The 19,984-nt window shown below is 27.3% G+C and carries 18 protein-coding genes; 3 read left to right on the top strand and 15 right to left on the bottom strand.

All coding sequences use genetic code 11. The features are described from left to right. Both KQI68_RS04285 and KQI68_RS04280 read left to right on the top strand, forming a co-directional pair. Nucleotides 1-648, top strand: coding sequence for an ATPase (locus KQI68_RS04285; RefSeq protein ID WP_216548905.1), 648 nt, complete (start codon nt 1-3; stop codon nt 646-648). Between the two features lie 128 nt (nt 649-776). Further along, on the top strand, nt 777-1,094 hold the full coding sequence (locus KQI68_RS04280; protein ID WP_216548904.1) for a YerC/YecD family TrpR-related protein: 318 nt from the start codon (nt 777-779) through the stop codon (nt 1,092-1,094). Nucleotides 1,095-1,103: 9 nt separating this feature from the next. Here the strand turns inward: KQI68_RS04280 and KQI68_RS04275 are convergent, their stop codons facing one another. The 4 genes from KQI68_RS04275 to KQI68_RS04260 all read right to left on the bottom strand — a co-directional run bounded on the left by KQI68_RS04275 (nt 1,104) and on the right by KQI68_RS04260 (nt 6,266). After that, the gene (locus KQI68_RS04275) at nt 1,104-2,825 is read right to left on the bottom strand and encodes an Rqc2 family fibronectin-binding protein (protein ID WP_216548903.1); all 1,722 of its coding nucleotides are present in this window, start codon (nt 2,823-2,825) and stop codon (nt 1,104-1,106) included. Between the two features lie 451 nt (nt 2,826-3,276). After that, nucleotides 3,277-4,254 (bottom strand): tyrosine recombinase XerC, encoded by a 978-nt coding sequence (locus KQI68_RS04270; RefSeq protein ID WP_216548902.1) that lies wholly within the window; start codon nt 4,252-4,254, stop codon nt 3,277-3,279. A gap of 56 nt (nt 4,255-4,310) precedes the next feature. Beyond that, nucleotides 4,311-5,837, bottom strand: a complete 1,527-nt coding sequence (gene rny / locus KQI68_RS04265; protein ID WP_246541256.1) for a ribonuclease Y — start codon at nt 5,835-5,837, stop codon at nt 4,311-4,313. A 132-nt stretch (nt 5,838-5,969) separates the two neighbouring features. Continuing rightward, nucleotides 5,970-6,266 (bottom strand): LysM peptidoglycan-binding domain-containing protein, encoded by a 297-nt coding sequence (locus tag KQI68_RS04260; RefSeq protein WP_216548900.1) that lies wholly within the window; start codon nt 6,264-6,266, stop codon nt 5,970-5,972. A 189-nt stretch (nt 6,267-6,455) separates the two neighbouring features. Between KQI68_RS04260 and lexA the strand changes: the two genes are divergently transcribed. Further along, nucleotides 6,456-7,076, top strand: coding sequence for a transcriptional repressor LexA (gene lexA, locus KQI68_RS04255; RefSeq protein ID WP_216548899.1), 621 nt, complete (start codon nt 6,456-6,458; stop codon nt 7,074-7,076). 63 nt (nt 7,077-7,139) lie between these two features. On the opposite strand, the gene KQI68_RS04250 is transcribed toward lexA, so the two are convergent. From KQI68_RS04250 to KQI68_RS04200, 11 genes are all read right to left on the bottom strand, one after another. Beyond that, on the bottom strand, nt 7,140-8,435 hold the full coding sequence (locus KQI68_RS04250; RefSeq protein WP_216548898.1) for a methionine gamma-lyase family protein: 1,296 nt from the start codon (nt 8,433-8,435) through the stop codon (nt 7,140-7,142). After that, nucleotides 8,422-9,336 carry a tRNA (adenosine(37)-N6)-dimethylallyltransferase MiaA gene (miaA, locus tag KQI68_RS04245; protein ID WP_216548897.1) on the bottom strand — a complete coding sequence of 305 codons (915 nt, stop codon included), beginning with the start codon at nt 9,334-9,336 and terminating at the stop codon, nt 8,422-8,424. Before miaA ends, KQI68_RS04250 begins: the two co-directional genes overlap by 14 nt. After that, a complete protein-coding gene (mutL, locus tag KQI68_RS04240; protein WP_216548896.1) occupies nt 9,337-11,199 on the bottom strand; it encodes a DNA mismatch repair endonuclease MutL in 1,863 nt (620 codons plus the stop codon). Beyond that, on the bottom strand, nt 11,196-13,814 hold the full coding sequence (mutS, locus tag KQI68_RS04235; protein ID WP_216548895.1) for a DNA mismatch repair protein MutS: 2,619 nt from the start codon (nt 13,812-13,814) through the stop codon (nt 11,196-11,198). Before mutS ends, mutL begins: the two co-directional genes overlap by 4 nt. After that, the gene (gene miaB, locus KQI68_RS04230; protein ID WP_425516609.1) at nt 13,804-15,207 is read right to left on the bottom strand and encodes a tRNA (N6-isopentenyl adenosine(37)-C2)-methylthiotransferase MiaB; all 1,404 of its coding nucleotides are present in this window, start codon (nt 15,205-15,207) and stop codon (nt 13,804-13,806) included. Before miaB ends, mutS begins: the two co-directional genes overlap by 11 nt. A gap of 67 nt (nt 15,208-15,274) precedes the next feature. Further along, on the bottom strand, nt 15,275-16,660 hold the full coding sequence (locus KQI68_RS04225) for an NAD(P)/FAD-dependent oxidoreductase (RefSeq protein ID WP_216548893.1): 1,386 nt from the start codon (nt 16,658-16,660) through the stop codon (nt 15,275-15,277). Nucleotides 16,661-16,673: 13 nt separating this feature from the next. After that, nucleotides 16,674-17,570 carry an RluA family pseudouridine synthase gene (locus tag KQI68_RS04220; protein WP_216548892.1) on the bottom strand — a complete coding sequence of 299 codons (897 nt, stop codon included), beginning with the start codon at nt 17,568-17,570 and terminating at the stop codon, nt 16,674-16,676. Next, nucleotides 17,557-18,036, bottom strand: coding sequence for a signal peptidase II (gene lspA, locus KQI68_RS04215; protein ID WP_216548891.1), 480 nt, complete (start codon nt 18,034-18,036; stop codon nt 17,557-17,559). The genes KQI68_RS04220 and lspA overlap by 14 nt, the downstream gene beginning before the upstream one ends. An 8-nt stretch (nt 18,037-18,044) precedes the next feature. Beyond that, nucleotides 18,045-18,833, bottom strand: coding sequence for a YlmH family RNA-binding protein (locus KQI68_RS04210; protein ID WP_216548890.1), 789 nt, complete (start codon nt 18,831-18,833; stop codon nt 18,045-18,047). Beyond that, nucleotides 18,827-19,279: a cell division protein SepF gene (locus tag KQI68_RS04205; RefSeq protein WP_216548889.1), complete on the bottom strand. Its 453-nt coding sequence runs from the start codon at nt 19,277-19,279 to the stop codon at nt 18,827-18,829. The genes KQI68_RS04210 and KQI68_RS04205 overlap by 7 nt, the downstream gene beginning before the upstream one ends. A 13-nt stretch (nt 19,280-19,292) precedes the next feature. Then, nucleotides 19,293-19,982, bottom strand: coding sequence for a YggS family pyridoxal phosphate-dependent enzyme (locus KQI68_RS04200; protein ID WP_216548888.1), 690 nt, complete (start codon nt 19,980-19,982; stop codon nt 19,293-19,295). Nucleotides 19,983-19,984: the final 2 nt, after the last annotated feature.

Below are 19,984 nucleotides of genomic sequence, written 5' to 3'. Positions count from 1 at the left end.
TTGAATTTAAATGATTTAGATTTAAAATTACAAGAATTAAATAATAAAATAGTATCTGAAGAGGGAAAAATTCAAATTTTAGAAGAACAACTAAAAAACATAGAAACAAATCTTTCTGAAAAAGAAAAATGCAGCGATATCTTATTGCAAGTATCCTTATTGTTTCAAAAAACTTCAGAGTTTGCTAGAGAGCAATCTAAAAGACAAATTGAAGATACTGTTACTAAGTGCTTACAATTTATATTTGAGACAGATATTGAGTTTATCATAGAACTATCTGAATCAAGATCAGTTCCAGTAGCTGAATTCTTTGTTCAAAGTAATTATAGTGAAGGTTATAGCGTTAAAACTCAACCTGAAATTTCACGAGGTGGGGGAGTTGTAGATGTTATTTCTTTAGCTCTTAGAATTGCATTTATGCAATTAAATCAACCTGAACTTCTTGGACCATTAATTCTAGATGAACCTGGAAAACATGTAAGTAATGATTATATTTTTAATTTAGGAGAATTTTTAAAAAAGTCATCAATGATTTTTAATAGACAAATCATAATGGTAACTCACAATCCCCATTTGTCACAAATATGCGACAAGTCATTTCAAGTTACTATTAGAAATGGCGTGAGTGAAGTAAAGATCTATGAATAATCTATTTATTTAGGCTTTAATTAATCTTGACTTTAATAGATAAAATTGTTAATATATTAATGAAAATGCGACAACTAAAAAGTCTCAAGATATAATTTAATATTAGATTAGGCAAGGAGGCCGAATAGATGATTTACAAATCAAAAATTAAAAATGAACAAGTTGACGATTTATTCGAAGCTATACTACTTTTAGATAATCTAGAAGAATGTTATAGATTTTTTGAAGATATCTGCACGGTTAAAGAAGTTCAAGCGATCGCTCAAAGACTTCAAGTAGTTAAACTTTTAGTAAAAAATAAGACTTATCATGAAATTGAAAGTGAGACTGGAGCATCTACTGCAACTATTTCTAGAATTAATAGATCTCTTAACTATGGAGCAGATGGATACAAACTTATTTTACAAAAGCTAAATATAATAGATGAAGACGAAGAAAAAGAATAAAGGAATCCTTTATTCTTTTTTTATATTTATAGTTTTGTAGTTTGTATAATTTACTAATCCTGGTTTCTTTGAAGGATGTCTTTTTATATTAGCCTTAAATGTGTAATCCACAGGAATATTTGATGAAGTAGAAATGGAACTGTATTTCGCAGCAAGTCTTGCAGCTTCAATTAATGCTTTATCTGTAAAATTTCTATTATCATCTTTTAATATTACATGGGATCCTGGTGCATCCTTTACATGAAACCAAAGATCTTTTTTATTTGCAAATTTTAGCGTCAAATAATCATTTTGCTTATTATTTTTTCCTACATAAATTTTAAAACCATCATCAGTTTCAAAAATTAGATAGTTTTCTTCGGTGTTTTTCTTTCTCTTTAATTTTCTATTTCTCTTTTTAATGTAACCTTGCTTTTCAAGTTCTTCATAGATTTCATCAAAGTCGTCAGGGCTCTCAGCCATATCAATATTTAATAAAATTGAATTTAGATAATTTAATTCAGCTTTTCCTAAATCTATCTGTTCTTCAAGATATATAGAAGCATTTTTTAACTTGGAATATTTTTTATAATATTTGGAAGCATTGCGAGGTCCGTCAAGAGTTGGATCTAAGGGTATTTCAACTTCTTTCATATTATCATAAAAATTTTCAACAAGGACTTTCTCGTCACCTTTATTGATTTTATAGAAATTAGAAGATAGTAAATCTGCATAAATCTTAAATTTCTCACGATTTAGTGCTACATTAAGTTCATTTGATTGATTGGCAATCTTTCTAGAAATTTTTTTAATATCCTTATTAATAATTTTCTTTAAATTTGAACTTTTTGAACTTATTGAATCCCTAATACTCTTTGAGTTATAAAATTCTTCAATTATTTCTGAAATACTTTCATGAAACTCTTTTTCATTATTATTAAGATTTTGAAGATCTATTGAATAAAAATCCTTAAATATTTCATTTTTATAAATCTTAATAGGAGAGAAGGAGTAGGTTTTTATTAAACTAAAAATTTCATCAAAAGATTTAGAAAATATAGATAACTCATTATCCTCTAAATCTTTAATATTAATATTTAAATCAAGACCACTTCTATAAGATATTTCTTCGCACATTTGTGGACTAATTCCAGTAAAGGAATCTAATAAAAATCTCTTAATATTTACATTATCTGGATATTTTATTATTAGATCCGTTATATCTATATCATCGCATGGATCAATTCCATTTGAAATATCTTTTGGATTATAAGTTAGCCCAGGTAAAATTTCACGCACACTTGAAACATTAAAATTTATTCTCTTAAGTGCATCAATAATTCTATTATCATTATTATCAATTAATATAATATTAGAATATTTTCCCATTAATTCAACAATTATTCCTTTACTTGTATCTAGGCCTAATTCGTCTCTTGAATTAATGTTAATTTTAATTATTCTATCCATTAAATACTGTTCAATACTTATAATTTGACCATTTTCTAAATGTTTTCTAAGAAGCATACAAAATGCTGGTGGATTTTGAGGATTGTCAAATTCAAGCACAGAGAAATGTATTCTAGGATTTCCAGAAAGTGATATAAAAAGTCTATACTTTTTTCCTTGTGCTCTTATGTTGATTAATATTTCATTGTTATTATTTTGGTAGATTTTGTCAATTCTACCATTTAATATTTCATTATTAAATTCATAAACTAAATTTTTTACTACAGTACCGTCTAAAGACATTTGATCACCTTTAGATATTATAACACAATAATTGGGAACAAAATATCTAAACATATATTCAGAACAAATGTATAATATATAAAATAATTATAGAAGGGTTATGAATACATTAAAGTAAAAAAGTATGAAAAGAAATAATAATAATTTTAACATTAAGACTAAATATTTTTTAAAACAATATTTAATATAATGAGGAATTTCTATGAAGGAAGAATAAAAACCTAATTTTGGGGGTGTTTTGGAAGTAATTATTTAAATGAATTTGGGAAAATCTAAAAATTTAATAGATCATAGAAAAAGACAAAAAAACAAGAAAAAGCAAAAATCTTTAAAAATAAAACAAAAATAGTCACAAAATTATTATTTTGTGACTATTTTTGTGTATTAAATTTAATTTTCTCTCTATTCTCCACCTAAAATTACTATTTAAATTAGAAAAAATAATTATGTTTTATTCTTCTTCCTCCTCACTAGCATTTAGATTTGATAAAGGATTTGATTCAACCATTTTCCTAAGAGATTTTTTATTTACATGAGTATATATTTCTGTAGTATTTACTGATTCGTGTCCTAATATCTCTTGAAGTGATCTTATATCTGCATTACCATACTCATACATTAATGTTGCTGCTGTATGTCTTAATTTATGAACTGAATATTTTGTAGTATCTAACCCAGAATTTTTCATATGTTTTTCAATCATATGTTGTATAGATCTATTGCTCATCCTATTTTCTCTCATTGATAAAAATAGTGCGTCATCTTTGACCTGAGGTCTAAGTTTTAAGTAATCATCTATTGCTCGAATACAAGCTTCGTTTAAATATATAGTCCTTTCTTTATTTCCCTTACCTACAACTGTCAAAGTATTTCCATTTTCAATATGTGATAAATTAATTCCAGAAAGTTCAGAAAGTCTCATTCCACAATTTAAAAATAATGTAGCTATTGCATAATCTCTTTTTTTGTAAATGGGTTTTGATTTTGAGTTTTCTATAGTTTTTAAAAGATTTTTGCTTTGCTCCAGAGTTAAGTATACTGGAAGAGTTTTTTCAATTTTAGGCATATCAATATCTACTACAGGATTTTTATCAATTACATCGATTTTAGTAAATAGATAATTGTAAAAACTTCTAATCGAAGATAGCTTTCTAAATTTACCCCTATTTCCTATTTTTCTCTCTTTCTCGAGAAATGCATTATAGGCATAAATATCTTGCTTTGTAACTGATTCTAGCAATTCTGGTGTGATGTCTTCAATAATTATATCTTCAAAATCAGTTCCGTCTTCTATTAACCCTTTTCTTTTTTTTACAAATCTAACAAAAATTCTTAAGTCGTAATAATACTCTTTAATAGTATTATCAGAAAGTCCTTTTGTAGATTTTTGATAATCAAGGAAATCGTCAATTAAATTTGAACTTATCAATTTCTCACCTACTTATATAAAAATAAAAGCCTGACATACAGTCAGGCTCTATTACATTATTTAGCATATTCAACTGCTCTAGTTTCTCTAATGACATTTACCTTAATTTGACCTGGGAAATCTAGTTCAGCTTCTATTCTCTTAACAATATCTCTAGCGGTAATTGTTATTTCTGCTTCAGATATTTTTTCAGGTTTTACAATAATTCGAACTTCACGTCCTGCTTGAACTGCATAAGATTTTTCAATTCCATCAAATTCATTTGCAATTTCTTCAAGCTTTTCAAGTCTTTGGATATAGGATTCAACTGTTTCTCTTCTAGCTCCAGGTCTTGCAGCAGAAATTGCATCTGCAGCTTGAACTAAGATAGATTCTACGCAATTAGGTTCTACATCACCATGATGTGATTGAATTGCGTTAATTACATATTCAGATTCATTGTATTTTCTGGCAATTTCAACGCCTACATCAACATGTGGTAAATCAACATTTCTATCTATAGATTTTCCAATATCATGAAGAAGACCTCCACGTTTAGCAAGTTTGACATCTGCTCCTAGTTCTTTGGCTAAAAGACCAGCAATTTCAGAAACCTCTACAGAGTGTTTTAAATTATTTTGTCCGTAGCTTGTTCTATATTTTAATCTACCTAAATATTTAATAATTTCAGGATGAAGTCCGTGCACTCCAGCATCATAAGCTGCTTGCTCTCCAGATTCCTTAATAATAGTTTCGACTTCTGATCTAGCCTTTTCAACAGTTTCTTCTATTTTTGTTGGATGGATTCTTCCATCATTAACAAGTTTTTCAAGAGCAACTCTTGCTATTTCACGTCTTATTGGGTCAAAGCAAGATAATACAACCGCTTCTGGAGTATCATCGATTATTAAGTCTACACCTGTTATAGATTCAATGGCACGAATATTTCTACCTTCTCTACCAATAATTCTACCTTTCATCTCATCGTTAGGTAAATTAACAACAGCTACAGTAGATTCAGCTACTTGATCAGCTGCACATCTTTGGATAGCTTGTGAAATTATATTTCTTGCGTATTTACTAGATTCTTCTTTAATTCTGTTTTCGTTTTCTTTAATAATTAGTGCTGATTCATTAGTTATTTCTTTTCTAAGTTCATTTAAAAGAATATCCTTACCTTCTTCTTTAGTAAGTCCAGCTACTTTTTGCAGTTCTTCTTCTCTCTGTTTAACTAAATCATCTGCGGCTTCTTCTTTTTCTCTCAAGCCTTCTAATTTTCTAGTAAGTTTTTCATCTTTTTTCTCTACCTGTGAAGATTTCTTATCAAGAAGTTTTTCCTTATCAAGAAGTCTGTCTTCCATTTCTTTAATTTCAGCTCTTCTAGATTTTGCTTCATTTTCTTGCTCCGTTCTTAGCTTTTGAATTTCTTCTTTAGCTTCAACAAGTAAAACTTTCTTTTGTGTTTGAGCCTGATTTTCAGCTTCATATACTAGTTTTTGAGCTATCTGTTCAGCATTATTAATCTTTCCTTCTGAAATATATTTTCTAACAGCATAGCCTATGGCTAAGCCAATAATTACAGATAATAAAATATATAAAACCATCATACACCTCCTATTCAATTTTCATGTTTCAAATTTTAAAATCATAAATCAATGGATAAAAAAATTATCCTTAAATAATTGTATATCTTTTAATAATATAAGTCAAATTAAATATAGGTGTATTAAGTTCAACTATTTACTTTTATAAATAGGAATTGCAATTTTATAACCAGGTTTCAAGCTTTCGGAATTCAAATTATTAATTCTTTCAATATCACTTATGAATTTCATTTTATTACTATAATTATAATTATTTGCTATAGTCCAAAATGTATCTCCTGATTTTACTGTATATATAACAAAGGATTTTTCATTATTTTTAATTGGATTAATATTATTTTCTCCAGTTACAATTAGCCCTAAATTAAATATTAATATTGTAAATAAAAATAATAAAACTTTTGTCTTATAAATTCTAACTTTTTTCATGATTCACCTCTAAAAAATAAAAGTTCTAAACAATTGTGTCGAACATACATATCAAATACAAGTTCTAAACATATGTTACAACTCTTGTTCTTTTTTGTCAATAGATTTTCCAGACATTTTTAAACAAGAGTTTGAAATAGTTGTTCATATATGATATTATTAAATAAAATTAGAAAAGGAGGTATAAATATGTACGAGGATTTAAACCAAAGAGATTTAGAAATTATTTTTTTCATTAAAAGGTTTATTGAATCTAAGGGTTACCCGCCTACTGTTCGTGAAATTTGTACTGGTTGTAATATTAAATCGACTTCAACTGTCTATTATGCATTGGAAAAACTTGAGAGCAAAAATTATATAAGAAAAGATGCTTCCAAGACTAGAGCTATAGAAATTGTTCCACAAGACGATGATGACTTAATTCCAAAGAAAAAGACTGTTGATATCCCTGTACTTGGTAAGGTAACTGCTGGTGCACCAATTCTTGCAGTTCAAAATATAGAAGATACTACTCCCCTACCTCTTGACTTTGTTTCTGACAAAGAAGTTTTTATTTTAAGAGTTTCTGGAGAAAGTATGATTAATGCTGGAATTTTTGACGATGATTATGTAATTATTGAAAAGACAAATACTGCAAAAAACGGTGATAAGGTTTTAGCACTTATTGAAGATGAAGCTACAATAAAGACTTTCTACAAAGAAAGTGATGGTTATAGATTACAACCAGAAAATGATAATATGGAGCCAATGTATTTTAAAGAAATTTCAATACTTGGTAAAATTATAGGACTATATAGAAAATTTATTTAATTTAATTATTTTGATCAAGCTAATTAAAAAACTTGCTACTTTAATTTGTAGCAAGTTCTTTTTTTAATAATTTATTTCTATTAATTTGTTTTTATCAAGGGCATTTAACAAGTTTATTAGTGCAAATTTAATGTGGTAATAAGAAAGCCCACCTTGGAAATATACATAATAAGGTTCTCTCATAGGTCCGTCTGCTGAAAGTTCAATTGAAGAGCCTTCTATAAAATCACCTGCAGCCATTATTACTTGATCGTCATATCCTGGCATATCCCATGGAATTGGAGTAAATTGTGAATCAACTGGAGATGAAAACTGAATATATTTACAAAATGTTTCAAGAATTTCTGAATCTCCAAGTTTTATGGCAGTTACAATATCGCTCCTCTTATCAGTGCTTGAAGGAATTGATGAAAATCCTAAATCTTCAAAACATTTTGCAAATAATGTTGCGCCTTTTAACGCATCTTCAACAATTTTAGGCGATAAAAATAAGCCTTGTAAAATTTGTCTTGTCATACCAAAAGTAAGTCCACAGTCTTTACCTATTCCAGGTGCTGTTAAAATATTTGCAGATTTTTCAATTAGTTTAGAATCTCCAGTAATATAGCCACCAGTATAAGCAAGACCACCGCCTGGGTTTTTTATAAGTGATCCAGCCATAATATCTATTCCAATTTCGCTAGGTTCAATAATTTCTGTAAATTCCCCGTAACAATTATCAACAAATATTTTTATATCTGGATTTATTTTTCTAACTTCATCTACTGCCTCTTTTAATTCAGATACTGTGAATGCTCTTCTATTTGAATATCCAGTTGATCTTTGTAAAATTGCTAGAGTTGTATTATCTTTGATGTAATTTTTTATATTAGATATATCAATTTTATTATCTTCTAATAATGGAACTTCAGAATACTCTAGTCCAGAATTTATTAGTGAGTCTTCACTATTACCTCTTAAACCTATTACTTTTTGAAGTGTGTCATAAGGAGTAGATGTTATAGAAACAAAATGATCCCCATGTTTTAAAACTGATTTTAAAGCGATAGTTATTGCATGAGTCCCAGATACAATATTAGGTCTAACTAAACTATCTTCAGTTTTAAATATTCTAGAAAATATTCTTTCAACTTTATCTCTTCCTATATCTCCATATCCATATCCAGTGGTCCAGTTAAAGTCAGTGGATTTTAAATCTTCTTCTTGCATTGCTTTTAAGATTTTAACTTGATTGTATTGTGAAACATCGCTAAATTCTTTAAACCTTTTAAGCAACTCCTCTTCCCTTTGATTTACAAAATTTATTACTTTTTCTTTAATTCCATATTCTTCTTCAAATAATCTATTATATTCTGCCAATTTTTTCTCCTATATAGCTCTCTATATCACTAATTAATGTATTTGCTTCTCTATCAAACCACTTGATTCTCTTGTCAGCTCTAAACCAAGTAAGCTGTCTTTTTGCATATCTTCTAGAATTTCTTTTTATTAGCTCAATCATTTCATCATAATCTATATCTTTATCTAAATAAGAAATAACTTCTTTGTATCCTATGGCTTTAAGGGATTGGGTATTTTTATCTATTCCGGTTTCAAGAATATTTTTAACTTCTTCGACAAGACCTTTTTCAATCATCTTGTCAACTCTATGATTTATCTTATTATATAGCTTTTCTCTATCCATATTAAGCCCTATATATATAAGATTATATTGATTATTTTCTTCTCGAAAGTTATTACCTTTTGTTGTTCCATTTTTATTTATTTCAAGAGCTCTAATGATTCTCTGTCCATTATTTTTGTGAATTTTTTCAGCCATTTCTTCATCTAATTCAACCAATTTATCATAAAGAAATTCCGAGCCCTTTTCTTCAAGTAAATTATTTAAATAATCTCTATAATCCCAATCAACTTCAGTTTTTGCAAAATCTAAATTATAAACTATTGAATTAATATAAAGGCCTGTTCCCCCCACTAAAAAGGGAATTTTGCCCCTATTATTAATCTCAGTTATTAAGTTGTTTACTTGATTTTTAAAGTCTGAAACAGAAAAATTGTCCCAAGGTTCTACAATATCTATCATATGATGAGGGATTTCTGTTAAATCAATATTGATTTTTGCTGTTCCAATATCTAAATTTTTATAAATTTGCATTGAATCAGCTGAAATTATTTCACCATTAAATTTTCGAGCAAGTTCTAAAGATAACTCCGTCTTTCCTATTCCTGTTGGACCTGTAATTATAATTAAATTTTCCATTTATTCCCTCAAAAATAATTTTGCAATAGTTGAAATTGAAACTTCTATAATAGTTGGTCTTCCGTGAGGACAAGTATAAGGATTGTCACAATTTTTAAGACTCTTTATTAATTCTTCAATCTCCAAGTTAGAAAGTTTATCGCCTGATTTGACTGAGGCTTTACAAGCTTTTTTCATAATTTTATATAAATCAGCTTCATAATTTGATGAAATATTTTTGTCTAATGAATCTATAATATCTCTAATAAAATCAACATAAGTTGGTAGACCGAATATCATTGGAACTTCTCTTAAAACAACCTCATTATCTCCAAAGTTTTCAATTTTAAATCCTAGCTTTTCAAAAATTTCTAAATAATTCTGAAGTTTATCAAATTCCAATTGATTGAGCTGAATTATTTCAGGTTTTAAAAGTATCTGAGAGTTAATACTTTTATTTAGATACATATCTAAGTATTTTTCATAATTTACTCTCTCATGAGCTGCGTGTTGATCAACTATATAACAAATTCCATCCCTTTGATTTTCTAACAGTATATAAGTTTTAAAAAGAACTCCTACAATTCTTGTATTAAATAATCTCTCGTCAATTTTACTTTCATTTAAGTGTTTTAAGAAATTAATATCTTCATTTTCATTGAATTCTTGGTTTTCACTTTTAACAATATTTTCATCATTATAGTAATAAATATTTTTATCTTCTCTTTCTAATACTGAAGAATAATCAGTTACACTTTCTTCGATATTAAATGATTTATCTTCATAGGCACTATTATAAGAATTAGATATTTTTTTATCTTCTAAATCGTCTGAGTTAAAAATATCAAAAACATTTAAAACTTCTTTTTCCTCTTTAAAATCAATTTCTCTAATGCTTCTATTAGGGTAAATTACATCTTCTACGATTTCTGAGAGTATAGCAAGTATCATTCTTTCATCAGAAATTTTAACTTCATTTTTCTTTGGATGAATATTTACATCAATTAGCGAGGGGTCAATTACTATATAAAGCACAAAGCATGGATATCTATTTAAAGGAATTAAAGAATGATACTTACTTTCTATAGCTTTTGAAATATTAAGGTTTCTAATATATCTTCCATTAATAAAAATATACTGACTATCTCTATTTGATCTAAATAATTTATTATTTGAAAAGTAACCTTTTATATCATAAGTTTCAGATTTAAATTTGCCTTCATTTAGAGAAGATGCAATTTCAGATCCAAGGATACTGTAAATTCTATTTATTGTATTTGAATCTTTATTAGTATCGATAATAATTTTTCCATCTTTAATTAATGTGAATTTTACATAGATGTTACTAAGGGCAATTTTTTGAACTAGGTCAATAATATTATTTATTTCAGTTTTATCTTTTTTTAAAAATTTTTTTCTGACAGGAGTATTGTAAAATACATCAGTAACAATAAAAGTAGTACCCTTAGGCATTCCTATTTTATTCTTTTTTATAATCTTTCCATTTTCAATTAGAATTGAAGTTCCAGCTAAGTCATTATTTGTTTTAGTCATGAGCTTTATTTTAGAGATATTTGCAATACTTGCAAGAGCTTCTCCCCTAAATCCTAGAGTTCTAATTTTTTGCAAATCATCTATAGTTTCAAGCTTTGATGTAGAATGTCTAAGAAATGCAATTTCTAAATCTTCTTCATTAAATCCACATCCATTGTCAGTAATTTTAATGAAGTCAGTACTGCTTCCCTTAATTTCAATTATTATATTGTCAGCTTTAGCATCTATAGAATTTTCAACAAGTTCTTTGACAATAGAAGCAGGATTTTCAATTATTTCTCCGGCAGCAATTTTTGAAATTGTTGATTCATCTAAAAGCTTTATACTCATTTTACATCCCTCAATTTTTCTATGATTTCATTTAAAATATTAAAAGCTTGAAGTGGATTTACCTCTAATATATCAATATTTTTGATTTTATCCACTAGTTTATTTAATTCAGTATTTTCTTTAGTTGGATGATTATCTATATTATTCGAATTATCAATATTAATACTTATGTTTTTATTTTCGTCTTCAATAATATCAAGTATAAATTTTGCTCGATTTATTATACTTTCATCGATTCCTGCAAGTCTAGCAACATCAATACCATAAGAATTATTTGTAAATCCTTTAATAATTTTTCTTAAAAATATAATATCATCGTCCTGTTTATCGACTGCTATCGTTAAGTTAGTAATAGTATCGTATTTATCTTCAAGATGAACTAATTCGTGGTAATGAGTTGCAAAAAGTGTCTTAGCTTTAATATTTTCTGCGATATACTCAATAATAGCATTGGCAATAGCCAGTCCATCGAAAGTACTTGTTCCTCTTCCCACTTCATCCAGTATCAATAAGGATTTTTCAGTTGAATTGTCAATAATATTCGCAACTTCTTGCATCTCAACCATAAAAGTTGATTGACCTTTTGCTAGATTATCGCTTGCTCCTATTCTTGTAAAGATTCTATCTACTATTGAAATATTTGCACTATCACAAGGCACAAAAGAGCCTATATGAGCCATTATTGTGATAAGAGCAACTTGTCTCATATATGTAGATTTACCAGCCATATTAGGGCCAGTTATTATGTGAATCATATTTTCTTTATTATCGATAAATGTATCATTAGGTACAAAGAAGTCATCTTTTAAATAAGACTCTACAATTGGATGTCTTCCATTTTTAATTTCAATAAATCCTTCTTCATTTATATTAGGTCTCACATAATTATTTGATATAGCAACTTTTGAAAGTGAAATAAGTGAGTCAAGTTCAGATAATTTATTAGCTAAAATTTGTATTTTGTAAATTTCATCTTTTATACTATTTTTGAGATTGTTGTAAATATGAGATTGTAAATCTAATGCTCTATCTTTTGAGCCAATTATTTTATCTTCAGTTTCTTTTAGCTTTAAAGAAAAATATCTTTCAGATCCGACCAATGTTTGTTTTCTAATATACTCATCGGGTACGCTATCTAAATTAGACTTAGTAACCTCAATAAAGAATCCTAAGATTTTATTGTGTTTAACTTTTAGATTTTTAATTCCAGTTTTTTGTCTTTCTTTGTTTTCAAAATCTAAAAGCCAATTTTTACCTTCTGTTGCTATTTCAAAGAGCTCATCTAGTTCTTTAGAATATTCTCTTTTTATAATTCTATTTTCTTCAATTACGACTGGAGGATTGTCAATTAATATTTCATCAATGTTTTGAGAAATTTCACTTAAGTTAATAATATTTCTAGAAAATTCTTTTAATCTATCATTTTCATTTTCTAAAATATCTTTAATTTCAATGGAATTATTGATAGTGTTCTTCAAAGAATAGATTTCTCTTGGATTAATAGTACCGTTTGAAATCTTGACAACAAGTCTTTCTATATCATAAACTTCTTTTAATAATTTATCTAACTTGTATTGAAGTAATAGGTTCTTAGTGAAAGATTCGATTAAATCTTGTCTTTCTATAATTTTTTCACGATTAATAAGAGGACTTTCAACCCATTTTTTTAGTTTTCTTGATCCCATTGAAGTATTACATCTATCTAAGATTTCTAGTAATGATTCTTTCTTACTAAATGTATTAAGACCTTTAGTGAGTTCTAGAGTTCTTTTAGAATTTTCATCTAACACTAAAAACTTAAAATTATCATAATAATTTAATTTATTAATATGACTTAGATTAACTTTTTGTGTGATTATCAGATATTGTAAGAGTTTTTTTAAAGATGTAATGTCGCTAAAATTATTATTTTTTATTACTTTTTTTAAATTATCTTTAAACTCGGTGCTGAAAAAATCATTAAAATCTTTAAAAATATCAGCATTTTTAATATTTTCTGGTTCATAAGAATTTATAAAAATATTATTTGACTCTAAAATTTTGTGAATTTCTATATTTTCATTATTATTAATTAAAACTTCATTAGGGCTTATTCTATAAATTTCATTTTTTATAAAATTTATAAGTTCTTCTTTAGATAAGAAAGTTTTTTCTGTAAAGTATATTTCTCCAGTTGAATAATCTGAATAAGTTAAATTTAAATAATAACCATCTATATAAATTGCCAAGAGATAATTATTTATATCTTTTCTAATATATTCATTATCTATAAAAGTTCCAGGAGTTATAATTTGAGTGACCTCTCTTTTTACTATACCCTTTGCTTCTTTAGGGTCTTCGACTTGATCACAAATTGCAACTTTATATCCTTTATCTATTAGTTTTGAAATATAACCTGATGCAACATGGTATGGAACACCACACATAGGTGCCTTTTCTTCAAGCCCAGCACTTCTTCTAGTTAAAGTTAGTTCAAGTTCTCGAGATGCCGTAATCGCATCATCAAAAAACATTTCATAAAAATCACCCAATCTAAAAAATAAAATAGCATCTGGGTTTTCATCTTTAACTTCAAGATATTGTTGCATCATTGGGGTTAATTTTTCACGATTCAATTTTCTCACCTGCTAATGAAAAACTATTTGCATTATTAATTTTAACTTTAAGGATTTTACCTATATCGTCTTTGCTACCTTTAAAATTAACTAACTTAAATTCATCAGTTCTACCACTTACATTTTCGTTATCTTTCTTAGAGACATCTTCAACTAATACATCTACAGTTTTATCTATAAAAGCTTTATTTTTCTTTTCTTGAATAGGATAAAGTACATCTAGCAATCTCTCGAATCTCTCATGCTTAACTTTATCAGGCACTTGATCAGGCCTATTTGCGGCAGGAGTATTTTCTCTAATTGAATATATAAAAGTAAAGGAAGTATCATATTCAACTTTTTTTGCTAAATCCAAAGTATCTGCAAAATCCTCCTCTGTTTCTCCAGGAAAACCTACCATTAAATCAGTAGAAAGTGCGATATCTGGATTTACAGACTTTATTTTATCTATTTTTCTTAGATAATCTTCTTTTGTGTATTTTCTATTCATTAATTTTAAAACCCTTGAAGACCCTGCTTGAACAGGAAGGTGTAAGAAATTAGATAACTTATCAAGATTTTTGAAAGAATAAATCAATTCATCTGATATATCTTTAGGATGAGATGTCATAAATCTAATTCTTTCGATCCCTTTTATTTCATTTATTTCTTCAAGCAGATTATAAAATGCATATCCATTTTCAAAGTTTTTACCATAAGAATTTACATTTTGACCTAGAAGTGTCACTTCTTTTGTTCCATTTTTAGCGAGATTTTCAATTTCTCTTAAAATTTCTCCAGGTCTTCTACTAGTTTCTCTACCTCTAGTGTAAGGAACTATACAATATGAACAGAAGTTGTTGCATCCATACATTATATTCACATAAGATTTAAATGAATATAATCTATTTGCACCTAATTCATCATCTATACTAACTGGATTATCTTCGATATCAATTGACAATTTTTTGCCATTATAGGATGAATAAATTAATTCAGGTAGCTTCCAAATATTGTTTGTACCAAAAATAATATCTACATTGGGAAATTTTTCTATTACATAATCTCTTGATTCTTTTCTTTGCATCATGCAGCCACAAACTGCAATTTTTAAATTTTTCTTTCTGTTTTTTAAGTTTTTAAGATTGCCAAGCTGACCATAGACTTTGTCCTCTGCAGAATGTCTTACAGAACAAGTATTAACGATTATAAAATCAGCTTCTTCAATTTCATTTACAAAGCTGTAGCCCATCTTTTCTAGAAGCCAGGTGATTTTTTCTGAATCATGTTCATTCATTTGGCATCCATGAGTTATGACTAAGGCTTTTTTGTCGTCTATATTTTCTTTAATATTTGCTATATATTCATTGACATTAGTCTTTATATCTTTAATTAAATCATTATTTTCCATCAAATTCCTCGTTTCATTCATATTATTATACATGAAAAGTTGGGTCTATATCAATAAAAGAGTATGCTATTTACATACTCTTACTTAAAATTTCATTTAGATATCTTGCAACATAAACTCCGCAAGCAGAGGCTTGTGATAATGAATGTGTTGAGCCAGCTCCATCTCCTACTACAAATAAGCCTTCTACTGAAGTTTCAAAATTATTATCTGTTTCCACCTTTGAGTTATAGAATTTGACCTCAACTCCATAAAGCAAAGTATCATCATTTGCAGTACCTGGAGCTATCTTATCAAGTGCATAAATCATTTCGATAATAGAGTCTAATTGTCTTTTAGGTATTACAAGTGATAAATCACCTGGTGTTGCCTTTAATGTTGGTTCTGTAAAACATTTTGCCATTCTTCTTTTATCAGATCTTCTTCCCTTTTTTAAATCTCCAAATCTTTGAAGGAGGACTCCGCCACCTAGCATATTGCTTAGTTTAGCAATAGATTCGCCGTATTCATTAGAATCTTTAAATGGTTCAGTGAAAGTATTGCTTACAAGAAGAGCAAAATTCGTATTTTCAGAATGAAGACTTTCATCTGAGTAGGAATGACCATTTACAGTAATTATTCCATTTGTATTTTCAGCTACAACCTGACCATAGGGATTCATACAAAAAGTTCTTACTAAATCATTGTATTCCTTTGTTTGATAAACAATTTTTGATTCATAGACTGCATCTGTAATGTGTTTAAAAACTTCAGCAGGTAGTTCAACTCTCACTCCTATATCAACCTGATTAGAAAATAATTTAATATTAAATTTATCGCAAATTTTCGAAATCCATTTAGATCCACTTCTACCTGATGCGAGAACTAATTTGTCGCAAGTAAAAGTTTCTCCCTTATCACTAATTAATTTGAATTCTTTATCTTTTTCGATATCTACAATTGTTGTGTTAAATAAAACATCGACTTTATCTTTAGTCCATTCATAGATTTTTTCTAAGATTTTAACATTTCTATCTGTTCCAAAATGCCTAACTTTAGCATCTAGTAAATGAAGGTCGTGCTTTAATGCAACTGTTTTTAAATCTGAATTTTTTGTTTGGTATAATTTAGATTCACCACCATCAAATTTACATAATACTGAATCTACATATTCCATTAATTCAAGAGATTTTTTTCTTCCAATGTAATCATGCATATTGCCACCAAATTCAGTAGTAATATTGTATTTACCATCGGATAAGGTTCCAGCTCCACCGTAACCATTCATAATATTACAAGGATTGCAATTAATACAATTGTCTACTTTTCCAGTTTTTATTGGGCACTGTCTTTTATAAATAGTATTGCCCTTATCAATTACTAGAACTTTTAAATCTGTATTCAATTTTTTAAATTCATAAGATGCGAAAACTCCACTAGCTCCAGCACCTACAACAATAACATCGTACTTATTCAATATACTCATACTCCTAGACAATATATTTATTTATAAAATCTTCAAATCTTTTTGGAAACTTATCTTTTATTTCTAATTTTTCTCCAGTTATTGGATGATTAAAGGTAAGTTTATATGCATGTAATAATTGCTTATCAATTTTAAATTTATTTTTATAGCCATATACTAAATCTCCAACTATTGGATGATTGTAATAAGAAAGATGAACTCTAATTTGATGAGTTCTTCCAGTGTGTAAATCTACACTTAGAAGAGCAAATTTATCAAAGTTTTTTAAAACTTCTACACTTGTTCTTGCTTCTTTAGAATTTTCTGAAATTACTTTCATTTTAATTCTATTATTAGGGTCTCTTCCAATAGGTTCATTTATTTCAAAATTTTCATAGATATTACCATGAACTATTGCGAGATAATTTTTTTTAATCTCTCTATTTTTAAACATTTCAATAAGCTTGTAATAGGCTTCATCCTTTTTTGCAATAACCATAAGTCCACTTGTGTCTTTATCAAGTCTATGAACAATTCCAGGTCTATCTTCATCAATGGGATTTGAAAGTTCTTTAAATTTATATAGCAGACCATTAACTAAAGTATTAGATTTATTTCCAGCTCCAGGATGAACTACTAAATCTTGTGGTTTAGATATTACTACTAAATAATCATCTTCAAAAAGAACATCAAAATCAATTTTTTCAGGTTTTAAGACTATCTCATCTTCATATGATACAGTGATTTTGTCATTTTCCTTTAATTTGTAACCTGCTTTTACAATTTTATTATTTAGTTTAATATTGCCATTTTCGATATGTTTTTTAACTTGTGATCTATTAATTGGAAGTTTTTCTTCTAAAAATCTATCTAGTCTTATATCAATATCATTTGAAGAAACTATAAAATTATTTTGATACATTTTTATTTTCCCTTGGAGGATTATCATGTAGTATTATGCCGATAGAAATGAGAATTGTTCCAACAACAATAAAAACATCTGCAAAATTAAAAATTGCAAAATTATATCCAAAAAATTTCATGCTAATAAAATCAATTACATAGTGAAGTCTAATTCTATCTATGAAATTTCCAATAGTTCCACCAATTAATAAACTTATACTGATTAAATAAATTTTAGGAATTCTTCTATAATTTTTAATTAAAAATATAAGTAAAATTATTAAAACGATGACTGTAATTATAGCAAAAAGAGTTCTTGAATTTTGAAGTATGCCAAAAGCTGCTCCTCTATTTTCAATATAATAGAGTCTTAAAAAATCTTTAATTAAAACTATTTCGCTTTCGCCTTGTAAATTAGTTTTAACTAGATATTTTGAAAACTGATCTATTAAAACTAATATTATGCTAAAAATGGCAACAAACATAATTCCTCCTATTTATTTAATCTTATTTCGATTACAAAATTGCCCTTTTTTGTATTCCCTTTGACTTCAAATACTCTAAATCTTCCATATCTTCTCACAGAGACTAAATCTCCCTCTTCAAGTTCAAAATGAGGTCTAGTTTCCACTGAAAAGTTTACCTTAACTAATTCCTGGGAGATATATTTCTTTACATTAGATCTAGATAAATTAAAAATTTTTGCAATTAAATTATCTAATCTAAAAGAGTTGGCAATAATTTTTTTGAAATTGTATTCCTTTTCTGGCAGATCTAATTCATCTTCACTATTTGTTAATTCTAAATTAATATTGTATTTGGAAATTTTATTTAAATTTATTTCTACAAAGTTTGCAATTTCTCTTTTAACAAAAAAATAAGTGAATTTTTTCCCAACCAAAATATCACCTATTTTTCTTCTGTCAATGCTAAGGCCAATTAGAGAACCTAGCACATCACCATGTTTAATTTTTTCATCTGATTCAAATCTAAAGATAACTATATCATTAAAATCAATATCTTGTTGATAGCTTTGGTAAATGTAAATAATACTTGATTCAGCATAATCGTGACCGCCGCTTATAGTGTAAGATATTTCATCTTTGAATCTATTTAAAACAGAAATCGCCAAATTAATTTCGTGAGGATTTAGAAAATCAGTAGATTCAACTGAATGGTCTCTTAAAACTATTTCAAGTTTATCTATAATTTTTCTAATTTCATTTCTATCTTCTGCTCTATTAATATGACTAATTAAATCTATTTTATTAAAACTTACCAAGGAAACATCCCATTATTTTTTAATTGTTCTTTTAAACCATCAATTTCAACATTATTAGGTGCTAAAATAAAGATGTCTTTGTTAACTTTTTGCATTTTTCCATCTAATGCATAAAGTGCACCACTTACGAAATCAAAGATTTGTCTTTTAACATCAATATCAAGTTGCTCGAAGTTTAGTACAACTGCTTTAAAATCTCTTAAATCATCAACGATTAGTGGAGATTCATCATAAGTTAGTGGTTCATGAACTGTAATAATCATGTTACTTGCTGAATTAGTTCTAGTTTTCACAGGTTTATGAGAAGACACACTGCTTACTGAGGTAGTTTCAGGGATTTCATTTTCAGATACATCATCAGTGTATTCATCATCGAAATCCTCGTATTCATAATCCTCTGCAAAACCAAAAATTTTCTTTAGTTTGTCCATAGTTTTTTCTGCCATAATATCCTCCTAATTAATTATAATTTCTATTTCCAAATAGTTTAGAGCCCACTCTAATCATATTAGACCCTTCTTTTATAGCTAGTTTAAAATCATTACTCATACCCATTGAAAGATATTTCATTTCAACTCTGTCAAAATTATTCGAAGAAAGTTTTTCAAACATTTTATTCATTTTTTCAAATAATTTTCTAAGAAGTAATTCATCACCAGTATTTGGAGCTATAGCCATAAGTCCCTTAACATTAATAGATTCATATTCTTGAAGTTCATAAATAAACTTTTCAGTATCTTCATATAATATTCCAGATTTAGATTCTTCTTCTCCAATATTAATTTGAATTAGACAATCAACTGAAATGTCATCGGCTTTAGCTCTTTTATCAATTTCCTTGGCTAACTTTATTCTGTCTAAAGATTGAATTAATTTAACTTTATTATAAATATATTTTACTTTATTAGTCTGTAAATTTCCAATTAAATGAAAATTAATTTCGCCATTTACTTCATCGAATTTTGAAATAAGTTCTTGAACTTTATTTTCACCAAAATCATTTAAACCTAATTTGTGAAATTCATTAATCATTTCAACTGGATGAGTTTTTGAAACGGCTATTAATTTAACATCTCTATTAAAATTTGAGCTTTCTTTAGCTTCACTTATTTCATTATATAATTTTTCTAAATTCTCTTTTAAATCCAAAA

The sequence above is a fragment of the Peptoniphilus ovalis genome (genome assembly GCF_018919265.1).
GTDB lineage: Bacteria > Bacillota > Clostridia > Tissierellales > Peptoniphilaceae > Peptoniphilus_A > Peptoniphilus_A ovalis.
This window is presented reverse-complemented; position numbering and strand designations above follow the sequence as displayed.